This window comes from Sorangium sp. So ce693 (assembly GCF_051521375.1).
GTDB lineage: Bacteria > Myxococcota_A > Polyangia > Polyangiales > Polyangiaceae > Sorangium > Sorangium atrum.
The window spans coordinates 6,097,052-6,121,496 of record NZ_CP150347.1 but is presented as its reverse complement, the minus strand read 5'-3'; the positions used below and the strand labels follow the sequence as shown (position 1 = coordinate 6,121,496).

Sequence of the window (24,445 nt, the reverse complement as noted above, 5' to 3'; positions counted from 1 at the left end):
CATGGGGGAGTCTCTGCGAACAGAGCAGGGGCATGTTCCGTGCCCTGAGCGAAGATTGCCCGGCCGCGCGGCGCTTTGATACCCTGCGCCGGCGCCATGAACCGCTCTCGACTTTTTCTCTTCGGGCTCCTCGGTCTGTGTGCCATCGCCTGCGAGGACGCTGGGACAGCGGACGACGCGGGCGCCGAGGCGTCCAGCGGCGCCTCGACCGCCGGCGCTTCGACGAGCGGCGGATCGACCGGAGGCAGCTCGACCAGCAGCGCGGCATCGGGCGGCGGCGGGTCGACCAGCAGCGCGGCATCGGGTGGCGCGGGAGCGGGCGGCGCCGGCGCGGGAGCAGGCGGCGCCGGCGCGGCCGGCGGCGGCGGCGAGGGCACCGGCGCGAGCCAAGGCGACGGCGGCGCGGGCCCGGTCGATCTCCCGGCCGGCGTGAGCGCGCTGTTTCCCTCGCCAGGCGCCCGGGGGCTGTGCCCGGATCCGCCGCTCCGCATCACGTTCCCCGGCGCTCCGACGCTGGGCCGCGCGGGCGCCGTTCGCGTGTTCAACGCCGCCCGGCCAGGCGCGGCGGTCGCGACGGTCGACATGTCCTCGATGACCGTGAGCGCCACGATCGGCGGCCGGACATTCAACGTACCTCGCCCGGTGTACGTGGACGGCAACGATGCCGTCGTGTCCTTGCCGGCGCGCGCGCTCGACTACGGCGAGTCCTATTACGTCACGATCGATCCCGGCGCCATCGTCCCGCCGGGGGGCGGCTCCTTCGCGATCGCGGACGCGACGGCGTGGCGCTTCGATACGGCGGATGCAGGCCCATCGAGCCTCTCGTCGCTCGAGGTGGCGCTCGACGGCTCCGGCGACTTCTGCTCCGTGCAAGGCGCGCTCGACGCGATCCCGGCGAACAACCGGGACAGCGTCGTCATCACCGTTCAGCGCGGCGTCCACCACGGGGTCGTCTACTTCGAGAACAAACACAACATCACGCTGCGCGGGGCCGACCGCAAAGGCACGGTCCTGTCGGGCACGAACAACAACAACCTGAACCCGAGCACCAGGGGGCGCGCGCTCGTCGGCGCCGACAAGGTGAGCGGCCTCGTCATCGAGAACCTCACCATCCACAACCTCACGCCGCAGGGCGGCTCCCAGGCGGAGGCGCTGCGCATCCAGGACTGCGACAAGTGCGTCGTGCGCGACGCCGACATCCTGAGCCTCCAGGACACGCTGCTCTGGTCCGGGCGCATCTACGCGGACAACTGCACGATCGCCGGCAACGTCGACTTCGTGTGGGGCACGGGCGCGGCGTATTTCAACCGGTGCGAGATCAAGACCGTCGGTCGATCCGGCTACGTCGTGCAGGCGCGCAACGGCGACGCTGGCTATGGCTATGTCTTCGTCGACTCGCGCATCACCAGCGACGCGGGCATCACGGGGAGCACGCTGGCGAGGATCGACGTGAGCCAGTATCCGGCGAGCCACGTCGCGTACATCAACTGCACGCTCGGCAGCCACGTCTCGCGGGCGGGGTGGACGATCACCGGCGGGGCCGCGCCGCGCTCCCTCCGCTTCTGGGAGTACCAGAGCCGGGACGCGGAAGGGCGCCTCATCGACACCAGCGGGCGTATCGCCGGATCGACGCAGATCTCCGCGGCGCAAGCGGCGATGATGCGCGATCCAGCGATCGTGCTCGGCGGATGGGCCCCTCCGCGCTGAGCCGGCCGCGCGGCCCCTCGAACGCTGAACTCTGCGCGGGATGACCCGTGGTGCTGGAAGGACCGAAACGATGAAGATGACCTTTCGCTGGTACGGCGAGAACGACCCCGTGAAGCTCGAGTACATCCGTCAGATCCCGGGCATCTACGGCATCGTCTCGGCTATTTACGATGTGCCGGTGGGCGAGGTGTGGCCGGTCGAGCGGCTGCAGGCGCTCAGGGCGCGCATCGAGGGCGCCGGCCTCCGGTTCGAGGTGGTCGAGAGCGTGCCGGTGCACGAGGACATCAAGCTCGGCAAGCCGACCCGCGAGCGGCTGATCGACAATTTCTGCCAGAACATCCGCAACTGCGCGGCCGCCGGCGTGAAGGTGATCTGCTACAACTTCATGCCGGTCTTCGACTGGACCCGCACCGAGATGACCAGAGAGCTCCCCGACGGCTCGCTGACCCTGGCCTTCGACGCCGCGGCGGTGGCCGAGATCGACCCGGAACAAGGCATCTCGCTGCCCGGCTGGGACTCGAGCTACAGGCCGGAGCAGCTCCGCGCCGTCCTCGACGAGTACAGGAACGTCGGCGAAGAGGCGCTGTGGGCGCACCTCGAACACTTCCTCCGGCGCATCATCCCTGTCGCCGAGGAGGTCGGGGTCCGCATGGCCATGCACCCGGACGACCCGCCCCGGCCGATCTTCGGCCTGCCGCGCATCGTCAAGAACCGGGACGACCTGATGCGCCTCGTGAAGACCGTCGACTCTCCGGCCAACGGCATCACGCTGTGCTCAGGCTCGCTCGGGGCCGACCTGTGCAACAACATCGTATCGCTGGTGCGCGAGTTCGGCGGCATGGGCCGCATCCCCTTCGGGCATCTGCGCAACGTGGCGGTCGAGGAGGACGGCACCTTCTTCGAATCTGCCCACCTGTCCTGCGAGGGCTCTCTCGACATGGCCGCCATCGTGAAGGCGTACCATGACGTCGGCTTCGACGGCTACGTGCGCCCGGATCACGGACGCATGATCTGGGGTGAGACGGGCAAGCCGGGGTATGGGCTGTACGACCGCGCGCTGGGCCTCGTGTATCTCAATGGGCTGTGGGAGGCCACGTGCAAGCTCTCGCCCGGACCCGCTCCCAAGGCGCCTGCACCTGGATGAGCGGGTGAGCGGGCAGGGGAGGCGGGGACGCCGGCCTCGACCGGGGTCCGTCGCGGACGCCGCCCGCCGGCGGAGACCTTTCACTTCCCGCGCAGCGGAGGCTAGAGTGTCGGCACCGTGCCTGCCACGACCCTCGACGACGCCTACCAGGCCCTCGAACTCAAGGCGCTCGAGCCCGATGACCCGGTCTACGTGCAGAACACCATCCCGGTCGGCAGGGGGCGTCAGCTGCCACCCCTCGCGCGGCTGCGGGGCCAGCTCCTCAAGGCGAACGAGCGGGACCGGTTCTTCCTGTCGGGGCACATCGGCAGCGGCAAGAGCACGGAGCTCAAGCGGCTCCTCGCCGACCCCGACATCCTGCGGCGCTTTTACGTCGTCGCATTCGACATCGAGCCGGAGCACCTGCCGAGCCTCGCCTCACACGAGCTCTTGTTCCTGATCGCGGCGCAGCTCTACGCGCGCGCCAGCGCCGACAAGACGCTGGTGAAGTTCGATCGGTCGGACCGATGGCTCGGCATCCTGCAGCGGCTCGACGCCGCGCTCTACGGCCCGACCGGGGTCGTGACGAAGGGCGGAAAGTTCGGTCTGAGCTTCGATCTCTTCTTCGTCAAGCTCAGTCAGGAGCTCGCCGTGGAGCAAGGCCGCCGCCGCGAGTTCCGCGGGTTTGCCGAGGCCCAGGGGAGTGTGCTCGTCGAGCTCATCGAGGCCCTCGTCGAAGACATCGGGACGGCGCTGGTGCACGCTGGCCTCCCGCACCGCGTGCTCATCGTCGTCGACGATCTCGAGAAGCTCCGCTCGAATGAGCAGTTCACCGAGATCTTCGACACCAACCTTGGCGCGCTCCTCGCACCGCACGTTCCCATCCTTCTCACGGTGCCTCCTTCCGTCACCTTCGGCGGTCCGGGCGGCACCCTCGGAAGGAACGTCAACCACCTGCGTCCGATCCTGGTGCTGCGCAAGACCAACGCCCTGGACCCGACCAACGCCGAGGACTCGACCGGCGTTGCTGTCATGCGGAGCATCTTCGACGCGCGCGTCGGCCCTGGTCTGTTCGACGCCGAGGTCGTCCGCGAAGCCGCCCTGTACTCCGGCGGGGTCGTGCGCGACTTCTTCAACCTCTTACGTTTCGCGATCATCCAGGCGCAGCTCTACAGTCAGGATCACGTCGATGAGATCGCGTGGGAGGATACGCTGACCGAGGAGAAGACCCGGTTCATCGCCACGCTCTATCCAAAGGACAAGGAGGCGCTCCGCGCCATACGCGAGGTGCACGAGCTGGCCGACGCCGAACAGCTGGAATATGCCCGGCGATCGGTCGTGATCGAGCACAACCACGACGGCATCTGGTGGGAGGTGGCGCCGATGCTCTGGGAGTGGCTGGACAAGGTGTGAGCCGGGTCGTGCGCAAGCTGCGGCGAGCGGACGAGCAACAGCTCCGCGGCCTCGAGGCTGCGCTGGGACGGGGGCATTTCGTGATCGTCGTCGCCGACGACGCGGCCTGGCCGCTCGTGCGCAGCGCGATCGGGGTCGAGGCGAGCGGCGAGTTCACGCTCGAGACCGGCGGCGATGTCGTGCAGATGTTCGACTCGCCCGCCGCCGCGGGCGAAGGTGTCGTCTTCCTTCATGTCGGCGGGCTCGCGGCGGAGGCGATGCTGGCCCTGAACCTCAATCGCGAGAAGCTCCTCAGCCGGAGATGCCGCTTCCTGTTGCGCCTGCGTGGTCTCGAGGCGTTTCAGCGCTTCGTGCGGGAGGCGCCGGATTGCTATTCGATCCGCGACGCCGTCGCCCTCATCGAACCTCAGGAGGCCATCGATCTCGAGCCCTTGCGGGAGCCTGAGCCCGACGTCGAGCACCAGATCGCCAACGAGCGCTCGCCCGATGCGCTGCTGGCCCTCGGAAAAGATCTGATCATGCAGAATCGCCTGCATGATGCGCACCGCGCGCTCGACCGCGGGATCGCGCTCCTGGAGCGGAAGAAACGGCTCGTGGCACTCGACCGGTTGATGCTGGCAGCGCTCCACTTCCACCGCTGCGATGGCGCCACCAAGCAGGAGCGTCGCATCCACGTGCAGGAGGCGCTGCGAGTGCTCGGGCCGGTGCGGGAGGAGTTCAGCGAGGAGTACACCAGGCTCCTCTCGCATCTCTCGGACTACTATGGCAGCGAGATCACCGCGGTACGTGAGGCCCGCGATGCCGCAGAGCAGGCGGACCCGCGCAACCCGGATTTCGTCACGCAGCAACTCATCGTGCTCGTGGGCGCCTACCTTGACCGTGAGGACGTGCGGGGAGCTCGCGACGCGTTAGGGCAGACGCAAATGGCCTGGTTCGCGACCGAGAATCGCCTCTTCATGCACAGGCTGGAAGCGTTTCTCCTGAGCTATGAAGGGCGCTGGAAGGAGGCGACGCACAAGCTCCAGGATAGCCTCCGTCAGACCGCGCAAGCGGGGCCCCGCGCCTGGATCCATTCTTTCGCTGCGATGCTCTCCGAGCTCCTCATCAGCCAAGGGGAGCTCGGGGCTGCCGTCGACGTCATGGCCTCCATCAAGTCCGAGCAAGCCGACCAGCTTCGCCTGAATGTCCGCCGTTCGCAGGGGGAGCTCGCCGCCTTTCGCGGCATCGAGGATCTCGCCGACGTGACCGCGGCCGACGGCGATCTCTCTGGTGCGCTCACCCGCGCCAGCGCCAGCGCCGGGTGGGTCCGGCTCGCCGTGCGCGCCGGGCTCCTCGAAGAAAAGAGCCTCGAACGCATGGACGCCGCCCTCGAGGCGCTCGTTTCGCGGGTCGTCGCGGTTGCGCCTGCGACCCCTCCGTGGTCGCGGATCGAGGCGGAGCTGCTCGCAGCGGACAACCTCCTCGCGCGCGCCGGATCGGAACACGCGGCCACGGAGCCGGCCGAGCGTGCGCTCGCGCTCGCGCGTGTGGGTGCGCCCGAGCTCATCGCGGCGTGCGTGCGCCGCGTCGCCGTCGCCGCGCTCCGGTCCGGCTCGGTGGAGCGGCTCGATGTGCTGCTGGACGACGCCGCCCGTGCGGCGGAAGCTCACCACCTCCCCGGCGAGGCAACGCGGATCGCCGGCCTCCGGCTCTGGTACACGGTCCAGCGCGGCGCCGCCGTCGGCGACGCGGAGGAGGCCCTCGAGGCGGCCTTCGCTCGCTCGGGGAACGTCCTCGTGCAGGCCGCGGTGCTCCTGCGCGTCGGGCGCGGCGCCGGGAGGCGCGACCTCGTCAGTCGCGCCCGCCGCATCTACCACGCGCTGCCCTGGCCCGAGCGCGAAGGCGCGTGCCTCAAGGCGCTGGGCATGCCGCAGGCGGCGCGCGACCGGTACGAGGCGTTCGGGCTGCGGCTCGCTGCGCTGGCCGTCGATCGGAGCCCCGTGCCCGTCGATGCGTGAGCGGCGGCGGGCCGGGCGAGCCACCCGCCCGCCGCCAGCGAAGGGCACCTCCCACGGTGCCAGCCGTCCTCAGGCGGGCGCTCCGTACCCGCCGCCCCCCGGCGTCTCGATCACGAACACATCGCCGCTCCCCATCTCGACCGATCCGATGTGCCCCAGCACCTCGACCGAGCCGTCCGCGCGCACCACCAGGTTGCGCCCGGGCGCGCCCGCCCGCCCGCCGGCCAGCCCGAACGCGGCCGTCGAGCGCCCGTTCGACAGGATCGACGCCGTCATCGGCTCCAGGAAGCGCACGGCGCGCGTGCCGCCGTTCCCGCCCGGAAAGCGCCCGGCCCCGCCGGAGCCCTCGCGGATCTCGTAGCGATCCAGCCGCACCGGGAAGCGGTGCTCCAGCACCTCCGGATCCGTCAGGCGCGAGTTCGTCATGTGCGTCTGCACGACGCTCGTCCCCGCGAAGCCGCGCTCGGCGCGCGTGCCGCCGCCGCCGCTCCCGCCGATCTCGATGCCCGCCCCCGAGCCGCCCGAGATCGTCTCGTAGTACTGGAGCCGCTCGTCGCCGAACGTGAAGTTGTTCATCGTCGGCTGGCTGCTCGCGAGCACGCCGAGGGCCCCGTACAGCGCGTTCGTGACGCAGGTCGACACCTCGACGTTGCCGGCCACCACCGCGGCCGGCGGGCGCGGGCTCAGCATCGAGCCCTCGGGGATGACGACCTCGATCGGCTTCAGGCACCCCGCGTTGAGCGGGATGTCGTCGTCGACGAGCGTGCGGAAGACGTAGAGCACCGCGGCCATCGTCACCGCGCGGGGCGCGTTGAAGTTGTTCTCCATCTGCCCGGACGTGCCGGTGAAGTCCACGACCGCCGCGCGGCGCTCCCGGTCGATCCGGAGGGCCACCTCGATCGTCGCGCCGTTGTCGAGCGGCAGCGAGAAGCGCCCGTCGTGGAGGAGCGCCGGGTCGAGCCGCGCGATCGCGAGGCGCACGCTCTCCTCGGCGTTGTCCTGCACGTGCTTCATGTACGCTTGCACCGTCGGGAGGCCGAACTGCGCCACCATCGCGGCGAGCTCCTGCGCGCCCTTCTCGTTCGCCGCGATCTGCGCGCGCAGATCGGCCAGGTTCTGCTGCGGGTTGCGCGCCGGGTACGGCCCTCCGCCGAGCAGCGCCAGGATCTCCGCCTCGCGGAGCCGCCCGGCCTCGACCAGCTTCACGTTGTCGAGGAGGACGCCCTCCTCCTCGATCGTCCTGGAGAACGGCGGCATCGAGCCCGGCGTGACGCCGCCGATGTCCGCGTGATGGCCGCGCGACGCCACGTAGAACAGCACGCGCTCGCCCGCCTCGTCCCACACCGGCGTCACCACCGTCACGTCCGGCAGGTGGGTGCCGCCGCGGTACGGATCGTTGAGAGCGTACACGTCCCCCGGCTTCATCCCTGGGTTCCGCGCGATCACGGTCTTGATCGACTCGCCCATCGAGCCGAGGTGCACCGGCATGTGCGGCGCGTTCGCGATCAGGCTGCCCTCCGCGTCGAACAGCGCGCACGAGAAGTCGAGCCGCTCCTTGATGTTGACCGAGTGGGCGGTGTTCTGGAGCCGCAGGCCCATCTGCTCGGCGATGTTCATGAACAGGTTGTTGAACACCTCGAGCATCACCGGGTCGACCTCGGTGCCCACCGCGCGCCGCTCGGGACGCGGCGCCACCCGGGTGAGCACCATGTGGCCGAGCGCGGTGATCTCCGCCTGCCAGCCCGGCTCCACCACGGTCGTCGCGTTGGCCTCGGCGACGATGGCCGGCCCGTCGATCACCGCGCCGCGCCCGAGCCGCTCGCGCCGGTACAGCGCCGCGTCGTGGAACGCCCCCTCGGCGTACATCCGCGCCCGGGCGTCGGCCTCGGGGCGGTGCGGGCGCGCCTCCGCGGGCCGCTCCTCGGCGGCCTCGCCCGGCCCGATCGCCTCGACGGAGACGCTCTCCAGGACGAGCGCCTTGTCCGGCATCAGGAAGGCGAACCGCCTGCGGTAGGCCGCGTCGAAGGCGGCGCGGATCGCCTCCGCGCTGCCGTCGGGCACGACGAGCGCGGTGTCGGTGCCCTCGTAGCGCACGTGGACGCGCCGGACGAGCCGCACCCGCTCCGGCGAGAACCCTTGCCCCACGAGCTCGGCCTCCGCGTCGCGGCCGATGCGCGCGAGCGCCTCGCGCGCCGCGGAGAGCCCCGCCTCGTCGAGGCGCCGCTCCACGGCCGCCTCGCGGATCGCGCTCTGGTCCGAGAGGCCCATGCCGTAGGCGGACAGGACCCCCGCGAGCGGGTGGACGAAGACGCGGCGCACGCCGAGCGCGTCGGCCACCGCGCACGCGTGCTGGCCGCCGGCGCCGCCGAAGCACTGCAGGGTGTACTGGGTGACGTCGTGCCCGCGCGCCACCGAGATCTTCTTCACCGCGTTGGCCATGTTCGCGACCGCGATCTGCAGGAAGCCCTCGGCCAGCTGCTCCGGCGTGATCGGGCGCGACGTGTCGCGCTGCACGTCGGCCGCCATGGCCCGGAAGCGCTGCTCGACGACCTCGCGGTCGAGTGGCGCGTCGGCGCCCGGGCCGAACACGTGCGGGAAGAACTCCGGCTGGATCTTGCCGAGCATCACGTTCGCGTCGGTGACGGCCAGCCGCCCGCCGCGGCGGTAGCACGCCGGCCCCGGGTTCGCGCCGGCCGACTCCGGCCCCACGCGCAGCCGCGCGCCGTCGAAGCCGAGCAGCGAGCCGCCCCCCGCGGCCACGGTGTGGATGCTCATCATCGGCGCGCGCATCCGGACGCCGGCCACCTGCGTCTCGAAGGCGCGCTCGAGCTCACCGGCGTAGTGCGACACGTCGGTCGAGGTGCCGCCCATGTCGAAGCCGATCACCTTCTCGTGCCCGCCCGCGACCGCGGTGCGCACCATGCCGACGATGCCGCCCGCCGGGCCGCTCAGGATCGCGTCCTTGCCCTGGAAGCGGCCGGCCAGCGTCAGACCGCCGCTCGACTGCATGAAGTAGAGCGGCACGCCGGGCATCTGGCTGGCCACCTGCTCGACGTAGCGCCGCAGGATGGGCGACAGGTACGCGTCGACCACCGTTGTGTCGCCGCGCGAGACGAGCTTCATCAGCGGGCTCACCTCGTGCGACGCGGAGACCTGGGTGAAGCCGACCTCGCGCGCGATCTCGGCCGCCCGCCGCTCGTGCGCGGCGAACCTGTAGCCGTGCAGGAAGACGATCGCGCAGGCGCGGATGCCGGCCTCGAACGCCTCCGAGAGCGGGCCGCGCAGCGCCTCGCCGTCGAGCGGCTCCACCACGTCGCCGCGCGCGCCGACGCGCTCGCGCGCCTCGATCACGCGCTCATAGAGCAGGTCGTGCAGCGCGATGTGGCGATCGAACAGGCGAGGGCGGTTCTGGTACCCGATGCGCAGCGCGTCGCGGAAGCCGCGCGTCGTGACCAGCACAGTGCGGTCCCCTTTGCGCTCGAGCAGCGCGTTCGTGGCGACCGTGGTGCCCATCTTCACGCACTCGACGTCGGCGGGAGAGATGACCTGACCGGGCGCGAGGCCGAGCAGGCGGCGGATCCCCTCGACCGCCGCGTCGGCGTACTGCTCGGGGTTCTCCGACAGGAGCTTGGCCGTGGTGAGCGAGCCGTCCGGCCGCCGGGCCACGACGTCCGTGAACGTGCCTCCGCGATCGATCCAGAACTGCCACTTGTGCGAGGTCGAGGTCATGGAACCCACTCGTTGCCGGACGCCTCCTCCGCCGCGCTCCCGCGCAGTTCTGCCAGCCGAAGGACGGCAAGACTAAGTTTTCATTGAACAATCTTCAACCGTCGGGAACCGTCGGGAGGGGGCGCCCACGCCGCTGGACGCTCGCATCGCCCCGCCGCGCGCAAGGGGGCGCCGCGCCATGACCCCGTGACCTCGCGCCGCGTGCCGCCTCGCGACGACGCCATGGCCGCGTACGCCCGCCCGGGAACCGACGTTCAGCGCTGTACAACCGTTCGTGCGGCGTGATAAGCGCTCGATGAGCTCTCCAAGCGAGAGAGTCTGCTCGAATGTCCAGCAAGCAACCACCTCCGCACGTCACCGCCGCCCACGCGGCGGGGCTGGCCGCGCTGCTCGGCGCGACGGGCGCTGCCGCGGAGAACGAGCGCGCGGGGAGGGCGGAGCGGCACTTCGAGCGGGCACGGCGGGGGCGGTCGGCGCAGCCCGGGCCGCGCGCGAAGCCCGCCGCCGGCCCGCACCCGCCGGGCGGCCCGTCGAACGCGGGCGGCGCCCGGGAGTACGTGCGCGCCGCGCCGACGCGCTCGCCGGTGCTGAACGCGTTCCTGAGCGAGCTCGGCACGGAAGGCGGAGCGCTCGTGCCGGCGAACGTCCACGTCTTCGACGAGCACGCCCTCGCGCCGAGGCTCGTCGAGCTCGCACGCCAGCGGGTGGTCTCCATGCTGCTCGCCGTGGGCAGGACCGAGGTGGCCATGACCCTGGCGCAGATGCCGTCGATCACCAACGAGCGCGCCGCGCGGCTCTTCATGAGGCAGGCGGTCCACGTCGGCGGCGATCTCGGGGCGATCACGGGCGACTACGCGCGGCACTACCGGCGCTCGGGCGCGCCGGAGCGCGACGACCAGCGCGCGGGCTGCATCATGGCCGCGTTCGCAGGACGCCTGAGCGCCATGGCGGAGAAGCTCCTCGGCCCGCACGTGCGCGCCGAGCTGCGCGCCGCCCTGGAGGCGCTGACGTCGCACGGCAGCCCTCCCGCGCGGCGGGCGCGCGCGAGCGACCTCCGCGCGCCGCAGGGCGCCGGGCGAGGCGCCCTCGCGACGGCGCCGCGCGACGCCGCGAGCTCGGCGACACGGCCGAGGCGCAAATAGGCCGCGCGCTCGGCGATCCGGTCGAGGCGCAAGGACGCGGCGCGCGGTCCGGGTCGGATCCTGTTGCGGTGGGCCCGTTCGTTTGCTTCGTTGGGCGCGAGGCGCCCCGGCTGCTCGATTCCTGAGCCCTGGGCGCGCGTTCCCAGCGAGAGGCCGAGGCTCATGAATTCGCTCGCAGAAGGCAGCGTCGTCGCCGGTAGATACCGCCTCGAGCGCACGCTCGCGCGGGGCGGGATGGGGGCCATCTGGGTGGCCCGGCACCTCCAGCTCGACGCCACGGTGGCGGTCAAGCTCATGGCGCCCGAGTACGCTGCCTCGTCCACCGCGCGGGCGCGCTTCGAGCGCGAGGCGAGGGCCGCGGCGCAGCTGAAGATACCGAACGTCGTCCACGTGCACGATTATGGGGTCGAGGGCGACACGCCTTTCCTCGTGATGGAGCTCCTCGACGGCGAGGATCTCGAGACGCGGCTCTCGCGGGAGGGGCGCCTCTCCATGGCGGCCACGCTCGGCATCGTCACGCAGGTGTGCAAGGCCCTGCGTCGCGCGCACGAGATGGGGATCGTCCACCGCGACCTCAAGCCGGCGAACCTCTTTCTCTCGCGGCAGGACGAGGACGAGCTCGTGAAGGTCCTCGACTTCGGGATCGCCAAGGCCCAGGGCACGCTGCTGGCCGGCAACGAGACGAAGACAGGCACGCTCGTCGGCTCGCCCTACTACATGAGCCCCGAGCAGGTGCGCCGCAGCAAGACCCTCGACTGGCGCAGCGATCTCTGGTCCGTCGGCGTGATCGCCTATCGCTGCCTCACTGGCGGTCTTCCGTTCCCGGGCGAGGAGATCGGCGAGGTGTTCGTGGCGATCTGCACGGAGGACGCCCCCCTCGCATCCAGCGTCGTGCCGGAGCTCGGGCCCGATGTGGATGGGTTCTTTTCGCGGGCGCTCGCGCGCGACCCGGCGCATCGGTTTCAGGGCGCGAGCGAGCTCGCCGAGGTGTTCGGCGCGGCGATCGGCGCGGCGCGATCGGAGACCCGACGTCTCCAGCCGTCGGTTCCTGCGGAGGGCCCGTCTCCGCTGCTCGCCGTCCGTGGCGGCACGATGGCCGCGAGCCCAGATGCGATAGGGGCGCGTCCAGATGCGATAGGGTCGCGTCCAGATGCGACAGGGTCGCGTCCAGATGCGACAGGGGCGCGTCCAGATGCGACAGGGTCGCGTCCAGATGCGGCGAGCCCTGGAACGATGGGACCGAGCCCCGGCACGATGGGCGCCGCCTCCAGCGCGTCCGTGCCCACGCTGCCGAACCAAGCAGGCCCCCCCTTCCACGGCTCTCCACGCGGCGGCGCCTCGGAGGGCGTTGCGCCGGCGTTCCAGGGGGCCGTCAGCACGTTGACGTCGGCTGGAAATACCCTCGCCCCGACGAAAGCCGACAGCCGCCGCGCCTGGATCTCGCTGGCCCTGGGCGTGAGCGCGCTCGTCGTGGGGCTCGTCACCTACGCGGTCCTTCGCGCCCCCGCGCTGGGCGGCGAACCGACGTCGCCGCCCGACCCGGCCGCCTCGCCTGCCTCCGCGTCCGCGCTGCCCGCCGCCGCGCCGTCAACCGCGTCACCGGAGCCTGCGCCGCCGCCCTCCCACAGCGCGCCGGCCGCCCCGGGCGCGCCTTCGGCCTCCGAGGCGCCGACCAGCGCGCCCGCGCCGCTGGCGCCGTCATCGTCCGCCAGAAAACGGGCGCCGCTGCCCCCGAGGCCCCGGATCCCTCGGGACGATCCCACCGACCACATGTGACCGGCCGCCGCGCAGCGAGGAGCCCGTGCGCTCGCGCCCGCCGCCGCGAGCGAGCTCACTCCCACCGACCCCATGTGACCGGCCGCCGCGCAGCGAGGAGCCCGTGCGCGCGCGCCCGCCGCCGCGAGCGAGCTCACCCGCCCGGGTGGGTGTTCTTGTAGAGCCGCAGGCTGTTTCGGATCGCCATCGTCACCGTCATGGGGCCGACGCGGGGCACGAACACGCTCGCCTTGCTCTGGATATCGTCGCTGAAGTTCTTGAAGGTGGAGAAGTTGATGCAGAGGGCGCCCTCGCGGATCTCGGCGCCTTGCACGACCGGGAAGCTCCGTGAGGGCACGCCGGTCACAACGACGTCCGCCTGCCGCAGCGCGGTCGCCCGGTCCACCGTCGTCTCGCGCACCTCGTGCGAGTCGCCCGAGGCGCTGGGCACGAAGAGCAACGGACCGTCGATGTCGAACGACGTCACGTGGGCTCCGTCGTGCGCCATCATGCTCGCGAGCGGCCTCCCGACGACCTCGCTCCGGTTGAAGATGCACACGCGCCGGCCCTCGAGCGGCCGCTCCCCCTCGCCGAAGAAGCCGGCCGCCTCGACCAGCTTGAGGATCGCCAGCGGCGTGCACGGCAGGATCGCCTTCCTGGTCTTCGCCTCGTCCAGGAAGCGCTGGTTCTGGTACAGGCAACGTGCCCAGAACGTGTGGAGCCCCTCGATGTCCTTCGCGGGATCGACGCTGTCCCGCAAGTACACGTCCTGCTCCGTGCCGAAGATCGGGTAATACACCATCATCCCGTGCACGCGCGCGTCCTCGTTCGCCGCGCGGATGGCCTCCTCGGCGTCGAGCCGCGTCGCGTGGCGGATCTCGAAGCGGACGCCCACGTCCTCGCACGCCTTGCGCGTGTACTCCGCGTACGTGTACGACGGCCCGTGATCCGCCGCGAGCACACCGACCAGGACCAGCGGCTCGGGCAGCGCCGCGAGCTCCGCCCGGATCCCGCTGCGGAACGTCTCCGCCACCGCGGTCGGATCGAGGACGCTGGCCGTGCGAGCGCCCGGGCTCGGCGGAATGTGGTGAGGGTCCATCCTGGGGCGGAGACGAGCACGCGCGAGCATCGGTGTCAAGTTTCCGGCGGGGCAACACTCTCGACTCTGCCTGCGCTGCCAGCCCTGCCGACTCTTACGTTCCTTCTCGCAGGTTCCGTCGATTCCCTCGCAGGTTCCGTCGATTCCCGTCGATTCCCGCCGACGCGATCCGCGGTCGTTGACTCGGACGCTTCGTGGGATGGAGTTCCCCGCAGGGCGGTATCGCGCCGCGCTGGACGCGCGACGTGCCCCAGCCCAGCCATGGCTCCTGCAGGGGCGGAGGAGGGGAGCGCGCCGGGGGCGGAGACTCCAGCCCTCCGGAGCGCCGCCGCGCCCGGCTCACGAGCTCATCGCGAGGAGGACCGCTGCTCCGGGCCCGTGTCCACCGCGGGCGCCGCCACGCGGTTGCCCTCCGCCTCGGTGGGGCTGCCGGCGCCGGGCACGCGGAGGACCATACCGCTCTTGCCGCGCAGCTCATCGACGAAATTCGCTCCGAACACCTCCTCGGGCGTGTCGCCGTCGCGTCCGCCCATGCCCGAGAGCCCCTCGAGGCTCGCGACGTTTCCGTCCCGGCGTCTGGGCGCCGGACGAGAGCGCAAAACATCGTCCCGGGTCACCTTCAGCGCCACCACGTCCTCGCGCATCACGTCGATCCAGGATGCGGGGAAGTCGGCCTCGGCGCCCGCGGGGCCGCGCACGCGGATCCGCGAGATGTCATTGCCGGGATCGTTCGCGCCGATGCCCACGAGCTGCGCCTCGGCCTCGTCGGCGGTCATCACCCGCGTGTCAGGGCCGAGCTCGACCGTATCGTCCGTGACCCCGAGCGCCTCCTCCAGCTCCTGCCTCCGCTCGGGCGGCTGCGGCACGAGCGAGGTATCGACGCGCCCCGGCGGCTGCGCCGTCGTCCGCCCTTCGTAGTACCGAGGCAGCGCCAGGAGCTCGTCACGGCCGGGCCGTAAGCGGAGGCGCCCGTCCGCCGTGCCCTGCACGAGATTCATCGAGATCAGCAGCTCCTCGCTCGCCAGCGGAGAACGGAGCACCACGTGGGTCAGCACGCCCCGCTCCCGGTCGACCAGGACGCGGTCGAGCACGCCCGCATCGAGGCCTCCGTCGGCCAACACGGGCATCTCGAAGTCGAACTGCATGGTCCCTCCTCGGCGGCGAAGCGCCTCGCGCTCGAGCGAGAACCTGAGACGGTCGGATCCCGATGTCCAGGGGAGCACGGCGCGGACCCTCGTGACCGGTCGACCCCATCCCATGGGCCGCAGCGCGGCCTCGCCATCACGGGGGGTCGGCGGTCCTCGGCTCGTCGAGTCATCGAGTCATCGAGCTGTCGAGTCATCGAGTCACAGAGGCGTCGCTATTCCCCCGTGTGAACGGGTACACGCACGCCGTAGAGGTGCGCGCGAGCCAGGTCCTTGGCACAACGTGGCCCATCTCCCGCGCGCGGTCTGCGTCTATTCCCGCGGATTTGCTGCTCGAAGGCCGTGGAACATCTTGGTACGTCGTATGCAACCTACGCGCCGGCCGCTGGGGATGTGCCAGCGCCGCTCGGGAGGATTTGGACTTATGCGCGTACGCTTCGATGCTCTCCGCCGCCGCTGGAGCTCTCCCCACCTGCTCGCCGCGCTGGCGCTGGCGAGCGCGTTCGCGGCGGGGTGCTCCTCCGATGAGGCCCCGCCAACGACGCTCGGTCGCCCCGATCAACCCCGGAACGGCACGCTCGAGATCGACGAAGCGAGGCTGCTGGGCGTGATCGACGGGGGCGATCTGCGCCTCCAGATCCCGGTGCGCAACCTGACCGCCGGCGCGACGAGCGGCCACCTGCGCGTCACGCTCGTCGATCTCGACGCGGACAAGGAACAAGGCACGACCGAGGTCGACCTGGAGATCGCGGGCGGGACGGCGACGACCGCGGAGGCGCGCCTTCCGGCGCCGGCCGTGAGCGCGCAGCCGGGCCTCGCGCGGTACCTCGTCCGCGTCGACGACGGGTCGGAGGAGGGGCTGCTCGTCACGCGCAGCCTCCTCCGCGTCATCCCGCCCTACGACGTGCAGCTCGAGGGGCCGGCGCGCGTCGTGCGCGGCCGCACCGCGAGCTACCGCGTGCGCGCGACCGACGCCTTCACCCACCAGCCGGTGCCCAAGGTGGATGTCGAGCTCGCGGTGGGCGAGGGGGCGCGGCCGCTCCGCGGGACGACGGACGCGCTCGGCGCCGCGGTGTTCGAGGTGGAGCCCGGCGCGCTCGGGGCGCACCCCGTCTCCGCGCAGGCGCTCGGCTTCGGCGTCAACGCGGCCCTCACCGCGAGCGTCACCGTCGAGGGACCCGGCCCGAAGCTGCTCCTCACCACCGACAAGCCGCTCTACAAGCCCGGCCAGACGATCCACCTGCGCGCGCTCGCGCTCGAGCGGGGGAACAACGCGCCGCTCGTCCGCGAGCCGATCACGTTCGAGGTGGAGGACGGCAAGGGCAACAAGATCTTCAAGAAGCCGATCGAGACCGACGCTTATGGCGTCGCCGCGACGACGTTCCGGATCGGCTCCATCGTGAACACCGGCGAGTTCAAGGTGCGCCTCGTGAGCGGGGAGACCACGACGGAGAAGGTCGTGACCGTGGGGCAGTACGCGCTGCCCAAGTTCGAGGTCGCCGTGAGGACCGACAAGCCGTGGTACACGGCGGGTGACACGCTGACAGGCACCATCGACGCGCGCTATTTCTTCGGCAAGAACGTCGCCGGCGGCAGCGTGACCATCGAGGCGGCGTCGCTGGACGTCGGTCAGACGACGTTCCAGCGCATCGTGGGCGAGCTCAACGCCGAGGGCCATTACGGGTTCAGCCTGACGCTGCCGCCGAGCCTCGCGGGCCTGCCGCTGGAGCAGGGCGACGCGGCCGTGACGCTCACCGTCACCGTCGCGGACACGGCCGGGCAGGAGGTCACGAAGGCGATCCCGGTCAAGGTCGCCGCCGACGCGGCCTCGATCGTGCTCGTGCCCGAGGCGCGCGAGCTCGTCCCGGGGATCCCCAACACCCTTCTTCTCTTCGTCACCGACCCGCTCGGGGCGCCGCTCCCCGACACGGACGCGGTCATCACGGCGCCGGACGGCACGCAGCTCACCGCGCGCACCGACGCCTTCGGCCAGGCCGTGGTGAGCTTCACCCCGCCGGGCGCCACGGCAGACGGCGCGTTCGAGGTGCGGGCGACGGTGGGGGCGCGGGCGGTCACGCGGAAGTTCTCGTTCGCCACGCAGACGGGCGGCGAGCACCTCCTCGTGCGCACCGACCGGGCCGTCTATGAGACCGGCGAGACGGTCGAGGTCACCATCGAGTCCAGCGAGGAGGCCGGCAGCGTCTATGTCGACTGGCTGAACGACGGCCAGGCCGTCGACATGCGCTCTCTCGAGCTCGAGGGCGGGCGCGCCCATTTCAGCATGCCCGTCGACGCCGGCCTGCTCGGCAGCAACCGGGTCGAGGCGTACCTGGTCGACGACGATGGCAATCTGGTCCGCTCCGGCCGCACCGTGTTCGCGCGCGGCGACTCCGCGCTGAGCGTCGAGGTCGAGGCCGACAAGCCCCTGTATGCGCCGGGGGAGACGGCGACGCTGCGGCTGTCGGTCAAGGACGACGCGGGGAACCCGAAGGTCGCCGCGCTCGGCGTCCAGGTGGTCGATCAGGCGGTCTTCGCGCTCGTCGACGCCCAGCCCGGGCTGCTCCGCACCTACTTCGAGCTGGAGGACGAGTTCGCGAAGCCGAGCTACGAGATCCACGGCCCGGCCGCGAACCTCCAGGACCTGCTGTTCAACGCGACCGCGAGCGAGGACCCCGAGAAGGCCGAGGCCGCGCAGGTGAAGACCCAGGCCTCGCTCGCCGCGCTCGCCGGCACGTCGCTCACCGGCCTCCAGGCGCGCACGTGGCCCGCCGTGCTGGCGAAGGTGCCGGAGGAGCTCGCGCCGTTCTACGAGCGCCAGAAGGGCGTGATGAAGCCCTGGCTCGCGGAGGCCACCGCGGCCGCCGCGCAGGAGCTGAAGGCGCTCGGCTGCGACAGCACCCAGTTCAGCTGCAACGGGCAGGGCGTCTACGTCGAGCTGCTCGGGAGCCGCGTCGCCGAGCGCCTGCGCGCCTTCGACGTGTGGGGCAACGCGTACCGGGTGGCCTCCAGCTGGAGCGGGTTCACGCTGCAGTCGTCGGGGCCCGACGAGGTGGAGCAGAGCCAGGACGACGCGACGTTCGCGTTCACGTTCGGCGATCTCGGGGTCCAGGTGCCCCCGCAAGAGTGGAATGAAGGGGGCATCCCCGACGCGGACGGCGGCTGGGCCAATGGTGGCGTCGCGAGCGCGAGCGGGGCGGGGACCGGAGCGGGCGGCGGCTCGGCCGGGAATCCCACCGAGGAGCCCGGCGGCGCCGGCGGGCCGCGCGTCCGGCGCGAGTTCCCGGAGACCCTCTACGTCAATCCGAGCGTGATCACGAGCCCCGACGGCACGGCCACCCTGAGCATCCCGCTCGCGGACAGCATCACCGAGTGGCGGCTCTCGGCGCTGGCGAACTCCACGGACGGCAAGCTCGGCGGCATCCAGAGCGGCTTCAAGGTCTTCCAGGACTTCTTCGTCGACGTGAGCTTCCCGGCCACGCTCACGCGCGGCGATGAGGTCGAGTTCCCGATCGCGGTCTACAACTACCTGGAGACGCCGCAGACGGTCGAGCTCAGCCTCGAGCCGGGGAGCTGGTATACGCCGCTCGGCGCGACGTCGACGACGGTGTCCCTCGCGGCGGGCGAGGTGCGCGGCGTCCGGTTCCCGGTGAAGGTGAACACGGTGGGCGTCAACTCGCTCACGGTCACCGCGCGGGGCAGCGCGGGCGCCGACGCCGTGGCCCGCACCGTGCGCGTGGTCCCGGACGGGAAGCCGTTCGCAGAGAGCCAGTCTGGCATGCTCGCGCCGGGCAGCGCCGATCACGCGCTGTCGTTCCCTGCGGACGCGGTCCCCGGCTCGAACCAGCTCTATCTCGAGATCTACCCCGCGTTCCTGTCGCAGGTCGTGAGCGGCATGGACAGCATGCTCCAGGTCCCGAATGGCTGCTTCGAGCAGACCACCTCGACGACCTGGCCCAACGTGCTCGTCACGCAGTACATGAAGCAGACAGGCCAGATCACCCCGGAGATCCAGATGAAGGCCGAGTCGCTGATCTCGGCCGGGTACCAGCGATTGCTCACGTTCGAGCACTCGGGCGGCGGCTTCTCGTGGTTCGGCGAGCAGGACGGGCATCCGTACCTGTCGGTCACCGCGTTCGGCGTCATGGAGTTCGCCGACATGATCAAGGTCCACACCGTGGACGAGGCGATGCTCGCCCGGACCGTCAACTGGCTCGCCGGGCAGCAGAAGGCGGACGGCACGTGGGAAGGCGACCAGACCGAGTTCTTCAGCTTCCACACGGGCACGCTCCGCAACAGCGCCTTCGTGCTCTGGGCGCTCGCGAGCGCGGGGTACACGGGGCCCGAGATCGGGAAGGGGCTCGCCTACCTGGGCCGCTCGCTGAAGCCGGCGACCGACGACCTGTACACGCTGGCGATCGCGGCCAACGCGCTCGCCGTGGCCGACCCCTCCGCGGCGCTGACGGACCAGGTGCTCGACGCCCTGGATGAGCGCAAGACCGCGGAAGGAGACGTGGTTTACTGGGATGACGGCGGCACGCAGACCTCGTTCTACGAGTCCGGGAACGACGCCAAGGTCACGACCACCGCGCTCGCGGCCCACGCGCTGCTCTCCGCGGGCGCCCACCGGCCGAGCGCCGACGGCGGCGTGAAGTTCCTGACCCAGTCGAAGGACCCGAACGGCAATTTCGGCTCCACCCAGGCGACGATCTGGAGCCTGCGCACCCTGCTCCTCGCCGCGAGCAAGGGGACGGAGGGCGCCACGGGGACGGTGACCGTCGCGGTCGACGGCGCGGCGGCGGGCACGGTCTCCCTGCGCGAGGACCAGGCCGACGTCATGACGACGGTCGACCTCACGCACCTCGCGACCGCGGGCGCGCACGACGTCGCGCTCTCGTTCTCGGGGGAGGGGAAGCTCAGCTACAACCTGGTGAGCCGCCACAACCTGCCGTGGGCCGCGGTCCCGAGCGACGCGGGAGGCCCGCTCGCTGTCAGCGTGGCGTACGACAAGACCCAGCTGTACGTGGACGACATCGTGACGGCGTCGCTGAGCGTCCAGAACAAGACGGACTCGGTGCAGAGCATGGTCCTCGTGACCGTCGGGCTGCCGCCCGGCTTCCAGCTCCTGACCGAGGATCTCCAGGAGTACATCGCCGCGGGCCAGCTCTCGAAGTTCGAGATCACGGGCAAGCAGCTGATCCTCTATGTGAAGGAGATCCCCGCGGAGCGCGCGGCCACCTTCGTTTACCGGCTGCAGGCGACCATGCCTGTCAGGGCGGAGGACGGCGGCGCCGAGGTCCACCCGTACTACCAGCCGGAACAGCAGAGCTACTCCGGAGCGCAGCTCCTCGAGGTGGCGGGGGAGTGAAGGGCTGACCGGGCGAGGGCGCTGACCGCGGGTGCGCGGCCAGCGCCGCTGCGCCGGCGGGGCGCTGGCGCGTGGATCAGGGGCAGGCGACGCGCCAGGCGTCGAGGTCGAGCTTCTTGATCAAGGTCGAGAGCCCGAGCGGCTTCGTGGCGGAGCAGACGGCGTTTGCCTTCGAGGCGTCGACGTACTCCGCGTGGAACACCGCCTTGCCGGCGCGGATGAACGGGGTGAGCATCTCGCACTCCCCGTATTCGTGGCACTCCTCGTTCAGGGCCCAGTCGAAGCTCCCCACCAGATCTTTCACCTGATCGAGATCGTTCTTCAGCCCGATGGACAGCCCCCGCGCGTGCGCCTCGGCGGCCAGGAAGCGGTTGTAATCGAGCTGCGTCGCCGCCGTCAGCGGGAAGCCGGGGCTGTTGGTGTAGCCGTCGACGTTGTCGGGCTCCACGCCGTCGCAGCGCTTCTGCACCGCCAGATCCAGCCGGGCCTTCATGACGTCGCGCGCGCCGGCGTTGCGGGTGTCGAGCCACCGCTCGCCCGGCCAGCCGTCGAGCGGGTTGCCGAGCGCCGCGGCGGGGAACTTCGACGCGTCGTCGCGCCAGTCCTCGCTGCTCCCCGCGCTGAAGTAGCAGATCACCTTCTTTCCGGCCGCGCGCAGTGTGTCGATCTTCGCCTGCGGGGCGTCGAAGAGGTCGATATCGTACATGGCGACATCGAGGCTGGTGTCGATGGTGCCCGTGAGCTGCCATTGCCACGTCGTCCCCGGCGCGGGGACCCAGATGCCGCCGGTGGAGCCACCGGTGCCGGTGGAGCCGCCAGCACCGGAGCCGCCGGTGCCGGTGGAACCGCCGGTGCCAGTAGAGCCGCCGGTGCCAGAGCCGCCGGTACCGGTGGAGCCGCCAGCGCCGGAGCCACCGGTGCCGGTAGAGCCGCCGGCGCCGGAGCCGCCGGTGCCAGTGGCGCCGCCGGCGCCGGAGCCACCGGTGCCAGTGGAGCCGCCGGCGCCGGAGCCGCCGGTGCCAGTGGAGCCGCCGCTGGTCGTGCCCGTGAGGACGAGCTTGTCGAGCATCGAACTGTCGGTGGAGCTGCTCGTCGCGTACCGGATCTTGAGGGTACCGCCCGCCACGAACCGCCCGAGCGGCCCCGGCAGGGTCAGGCTCGCGCTCGTCCAGGACCAGTCGCGCGCGAACGTGTTGTCGCCGACCGGGACCCAGGCGCGGGCGGCCGCGTCCCACGCCTCGAAGGTCCAGCGCATGGCCGTCCTGGCGGGGCCGCGATAATTCACGCCCAGCGCGAGGGACGCGAGCTGTGCCGCCGAGGTGCCCGAGGGGAGCGCGTACTCGCACGTCGCGCTCGTGCCGGGCGCGAACTCGACGTACTTGCTCCACACGTCCTGCTGGCCCGTGAGATCCGCCGTCGCGAGCGCGGCGGCCGTCTGCCCGGCGCCGATGCTCCCCCGGCTCACCGTCAGCTTGGAGCAGGTCATCGTGAGGGCGCCGGTGACCGCGTCGCCGCTCGCCGCCGAGGCGATCTCCGCGTCGGAGCCCGAATCCGCGCCGCACCCTGCGGCGGCGAGCGTCGCGACCAGGCTCACGAGGGCATGGCGCAGGGCGCCGCAGATCGCGAGAGAGGACGCCGGTCGGATGGGATAAGTCATGCTCGTCTCCTGTCGTGTTGGTCGTAGGTGAAGCCAGGCGCACGTCGGCGCGACGCGTCTCCAGACGCTCCGGTCCCCGCGATGGCCCGGGCGATGGCGGCTCCCGCAGCATCTCCGCGCGCCGCAGCGGCGCCGGTCCGTGCGCGCCGCAGAAGCATTGCAAGGCGGGGACCAGCGCGCGCTCCGCGTCTTCCGCGCGGCGGTGCGCGCTGCCGTTGCCGCGGGTTGCGCAAGCGTCGTACACTTGCGCAACCTTCGAACGGCATGGCGGAGCAAGACCCTCGTCGACAGGCAGCTTCTCCGCCGAGCGCGGAGCCGCCGCGCGCCGCGGCCGAGGTCGCGACAGAGCTCGACGCCGCGGAGAGCGCGCCCGACGAGCGGACGCCGCAGGGTCAGGCCTCCCTGATCATCCGCGCCGGTGATGGCGCGGCGCGGGTGATTGACCTGACCGAAGGCGACGTGGTCGCGATCGGCCGCGCGCCGGAGTCCGCGGTCCACGTCGACGATCCCCGCGTGTCGCGCAACCACGCGATCGTCGCGCGGCACGGCGACGCCCTCGAGGTCATCGACTGCGGGAGCCGCAACGGCACCTCGGTGAACGGCGCCGTCTTGCGCGACGCCGTGCGGCCCCTCGCCGGCGGCGACGTGATCCGCATCGGCCCGGCCGAGATCGTCGTCGCGATCGCGGCGCCGGCGCCCGTCGAGGCGGCGCCGCCGGGGGCCGCGCCGGAGGCGCTGGAGGGCCCGCCCTCCGGCCCCGGCTTCGTCGTCGCGGACGAGGCGATGGTAAAGGTCTTTCAGGTGGTGCAGCGCCTCGCGCGCGCGCAGACGACGGTGCTCGTGCTCGGCGAGACGGGCGCGGGGAAAGAGGTCGTCTCCGAGCAGCTCCACCGCGCCAGCCCGCGCGCAGGCGGCCCGTTCGTGCGGCTGAGCTGCGCGGCGCTGCCCGAGGCGCTGCTCGAGAGCGAGCTCTTCGGGCACGAGAAGGCCGCCTTCACCGGGGCGGATCGCCGCAAGATCGGCTACTTCGAGGCGGCGCAGGGCGGCACGCTGCTGCTCGACGAGATCGGCGAGATGCCCCTCGCCATGCAGGCCAAGCTGCTGCGCGTGCTCGAGAGCCGGCGCGTGGCCCGGATCGGCGGCACGCAGGAGATCGAGCTCGACGTGCGCGTCGTGTGCGCCACGCACCGGGACCTCCAGGCCGAGGTCGCGGCCGGGAGGTTCCGGCAGGATCTCTACTACCGCATCAGCACGTTCGTCCTCCGCGTCCCGCCGCTGCGCGAGCGGCGCGCCGAGATCGCGCTGCTCGTACACCGCTTCGCGCAGCAGGTCGCCGGGCGCATGGGGGAGCGAGCGCCGCGCTTCGCGCCCGCGGCGATGCAGGCGCTCGAGGCGCACGTGTGGCCCGGCAACCTGCGCGAGCTGCGCAACGCGGTGGAGCACGCCGTCGTGCTGGCCGAGGGCGGCGTCATCGACGTCGAGCACCTGCCGGCCTCCGTGGTGGAGGGCGCCGAGGGCGCCGCGCCCCCCGCGAGCGCGGGCGCGCCCCCGGCGAGCACGGGGGCGCCGCCGCCGTCCGCCGACGGCGGGACGATGCCGGCGCGCCTCGCCGAGCTGGAGAAGCGGAGCATCGAGGACGCCCTCGCCGCGGAGGGGAACAACCAGACGCGCGCGGCGAAGCGGCTCGGCATCTCGCGGCGCGCGCTGCTCTACAAGCTGGACAAGTACGACATCAGGCGATGAGCCTCGGGGAGCGCACCTGCGGGCCGCCTGATGGCCGGATTCAGTGGCCGGGTTTCTTCGGCACGATCTGCGGCTTCGCCGCGGACTGGGGCGCGTGGTGGACCATCGTGTAGGCGTACTCCTTCGCCACCTTCGCGAGGAGCGTCACGTTGTTGATCAGCGTCGCGCGATCGATGTTGGCGACGCCGAACATCATCTGCGGCTGATGATCGATGAAGACAACGGCGGTGTCCTGGGGTGTATACAGCTTTTGATACTGGTTCATATCTCTCATCGCTCCTGCCATTGACGATCGAATGGTCGACGTCGCCGAGCACGAGCGGCGTCCGCGCCCCCTCGGGCCGGTGCGGTCGTCACCCTGCGCGGTCGTGACCGCACGTTCCTGGACGAAACTGCCGGGAGCCGGGGGCTCGTGGTCCTCGAGCGGCCGAAGTCGAGCGACGAAGATCGCAGGTTCGTCCTGGACCGCTGCCGCCGGCCGGCCGCGTCCGGAGGTGGCCCTTCGACGAGCGCGCGCGCTCCTCTCGGCCTCGAAGGGAGAGGGCGAGCGGGCTCGGGCGCCGTCGCGGC

Annotated in this window: 12 protein-coding genes and 1 pseudogene; 8 read left to right on the top strand and 5 right to left on the bottom strand. The window is 71.6% G+C overall.

All coding sequences use genetic code 11. The features are described 5' to 3' along the window. The first annotated feature begins 96 nt into the window (after positions 1 to 96). The 4 genes from WMF14_RS22880 (at position 97) to WMF14_RS22865 (ending at position 6,240) form a co-directional block, all read left to right on the top strand. Complete coding sequence (locus tag WMF14_RS22880) at positions 97 to 1,707, top strand: pectinesterase family protein (RefSeq protein WP_437803623.1); 1,611 nt, start codon at positions 97 to 99, stop codon at positions 1,705 to 1,707. Positions 1,708 to 1,777: 70 nt separating this feature from the next. After that, positions 1,778 to 2,851 (top strand): mannonate dehydratase, encoded by a 1,074-nt coding sequence (gene uxuA, locus WMF14_RS22875; protein ID WP_437803621.1) that lies wholly within the window; start codon positions 1,778 to 1,780, stop codon positions 2,849 to 2,851. Between the two features lie 117 nt (positions 2,852 to 2,968). Next, positions 2,969 to 4,243, top strand: a complete 1,275-nt coding sequence (locus WMF14_RS22870; RefSeq protein WP_437803619.1) for a hypothetical protein — start codon at positions 2,969 to 2,971, stop codon at positions 4,241 to 4,243. Continuing rightward, positions 4,225 to 6,240 (top strand): hypothetical protein, encoded by a 2,016-nt coding sequence (locus WMF14_RS22865; RefSeq protein WP_437803617.1) that lies wholly within the window; start codon positions 4,225 to 4,227, stop codon positions 6,238 to 6,240. The genes WMF14_RS22870 and WMF14_RS22865 overlap by 19 nt, the downstream gene beginning before the upstream one ends. Before the next feature lie 69 nt (positions 6,241 to 6,309). Here WMF14_RS22865 and WMF14_RS22860 read toward each other — a convergent pair whose 3' ends face one another. After that, positions 6,310 to 9,969 (bottom strand): hydantoinase B/oxoprolinase family protein, encoded by a 3,660-nt coding sequence (locus WMF14_RS22860; RefSeq protein ID WP_437803615.1) that lies wholly within the window; start codon positions 9,967 to 9,969, stop codon positions 6,310 to 6,312. A 326-nt stretch (positions 9,970 to 10,295) separates the two neighbouring features. Between WMF14_RS22860 and WMF14_RS22855 the strand changes: the two genes are divergently transcribed. Together WMF14_RS22855 and WMF14_RS22850 are read left to right on the top strand one after the other, a co-directional pair. Beyond that, positions 10,296 to 11,111 carry a hypothetical protein gene (locus WMF14_RS22855; protein ID WP_272092851.1) on the top strand — a complete coding sequence of 272 codons (816 nt, stop codon included), beginning with the start codon at positions 10,296 to 10,298 and terminating at the stop codon, positions 11,109 to 11,111. A 234-nt stretch (positions 11,112 to 11,345) separates the two neighbouring features. Beyond that, positions 11,346 to 12,887, top strand: coding sequence for a protein kinase domain-containing protein (locus WMF14_RS22850; RefSeq protein WP_437803613.1), 1,542 nt, complete (start codon positions 11,346 to 11,348; stop codon positions 12,885 to 12,887). A gap of 133 nt (positions 12,888 to 13,020) precedes the next feature. On the opposite strand, the gene WMF14_RS22845 is transcribed toward WMF14_RS22850, so the two are convergent. Both WMF14_RS22845 and WMF14_RS22840 read right to left on the bottom strand, forming a co-directional pair. After that, positions 13,021 to 13,965: a bifunctional methylenetetrahydrofolate dehydrogenase/methenyltetrahydrofolate cyclohydrolase gene (locus tag WMF14_RS22845; protein ID WP_272092849.1), complete on the bottom strand. Its 945-nt coding sequence runs from the start codon at positions 13,963 to 13,965 to the stop codon at positions 13,021 to 13,023. A gap of 347 nt (positions 13,966 to 14,312) precedes the next feature. Continuing rightward, positions 14,313 to 15,110, bottom strand: coding sequence for a hypothetical protein (locus WMF14_RS22840; protein WP_437803611.1), 798 nt, complete (start codon positions 15,108 to 15,110; stop codon positions 14,313 to 14,315). Between the two features lie 424 nt (positions 15,111 to 15,534). Here WMF14_RS22840 and WMF14_RS22835 point away from each other — a divergent pair, with 424 nt between their 5' ends. Continuing rightward, the gene (locus WMF14_RS22835; protein ID WP_437803610.1) at positions 15,535 to 20,475 is read left to right on the top strand and encodes an MG2 domain-containing protein; all 4,941 of its coding nucleotides are present in this window, start codon (positions 15,535 to 15,537) and stop codon (positions 20,473 to 20,475) included. 76 nt (positions 20,476 to 20,551) lie between these two features. Here the strand turns inward: WMF14_RS22835 and WMF14_RS22830 are convergent, their stop codons facing one another. Next, entirely contained in the window at positions 20,552 to 22,132 is a 1,581-nt protein-coding gene (locus tag WMF14_RS22830; RefSeq protein ID WP_437803608.1) for an endo alpha-1,4 polygalactosaminidase, read from the bottom strand. Between the two features lie 264 nt (positions 22,133 to 22,396). Here WMF14_RS22830 and WMF14_RS22825 point away from each other — a divergent pair, with 264 nt between their 5' ends. Next, the gene (locus tag WMF14_RS22825) at positions 22,397 to 23,875 is read left to right on the top strand and encodes a sigma 54-interacting transcriptional regulator (RefSeq protein ID WP_437803606.1); all 1,479 of its coding nucleotides are present in this window, start codon (positions 22,397 to 22,399) and stop codon (positions 23,873 to 23,875) included. A 115-nt stretch (positions 23,876 to 23,990) separates the two neighbouring features. Here WMF14_RS22825 and WMF14_RS22820 read toward each other — a convergent pair. Continuing rightward, positions 23,991 to 24,140 (bottom strand): annotated as a pseudogene (locus WMF14_RS22820) (hydrolase); the annotation flags it as partial. Positions 24,141 to 24,445 lie beyond the last annotated feature (305 nt).

What these genes read in the sequence shown, in the direction of transcription:
- WMF14_RS22825 (WP_437803606.1), top strand. Translation starts at nt 22,397, where the DNA reads ATGGCGGAGCAAGACCCTCGTCGACAGGCAGCTTCTCCGCCGAGCGCG.
- WMF14_RS22840 (WP_437803611.1), bottom strand. Translation starts at nt 15,110, where the DNA reads ATGCAGTTCGACTTCGAGATGCCCGTGTTGGCCGACGGAGGCCTCGAT.
- WMF14_RS22850 (WP_437803613.1), top strand. Translation starts at nt 11,346, where the DNA reads ATGGGGGCCATCTGGGTGGCCCGGCACCTCCAGCTCGACGCCACGGTG.
- WMF14_RS22880 (WP_437803623.1), top strand. Translation starts at nt 97, where the DNA reads ATGAACCGCTCTCGACTTTTTCTCTTCGGGCTCCTCGGTCTGTGTGCC.
- WMF14_RS22835 (WP_437803610.1), top strand. Translation starts at nt 15,535, where the DNA reads ATGCGCGTACGCTTCGATGCTCTCCGCCGCCGCTGGAGCTCTCCCCAC.
- uxuA (WP_437803621.1), top strand. Translation starts at nt 1,778, where the DNA reads ATGAAGATGACCTTTCGCTGGTACGGCGAGAACGACCCCGTGAAGCTC.
- WMF14_RS22830 (WP_437803608.1), bottom strand. Translation starts at nt 22,132, where the DNA reads ATGACTTATCCCATCCGACCGGCGTCCTCTCTCGCGATCTGCGGCGCC.
- WMF14_RS22845 (WP_272092849.1), bottom strand. Translation starts at nt 13,965, where the DNA reads ATGGACCCTCACCACATTCCGCCGAGCCCGGGCGCTCGCACGGCCAGC.
- WMF14_RS22860 (WP_437803615.1), bottom strand. Translation starts at nt 9,969, where the DNA reads ATGACCTCGACCTCGCACAAGTGGCAGTTCTGGATCGATCGCGGAGGC.
- WMF14_RS22855 (WP_272092851.1), top strand. Translation starts at nt 10,296, where the DNA reads ATGTCCAGCAAGCAACCACCTCCGCACGTCACCGCCGCCCACGCGGCG.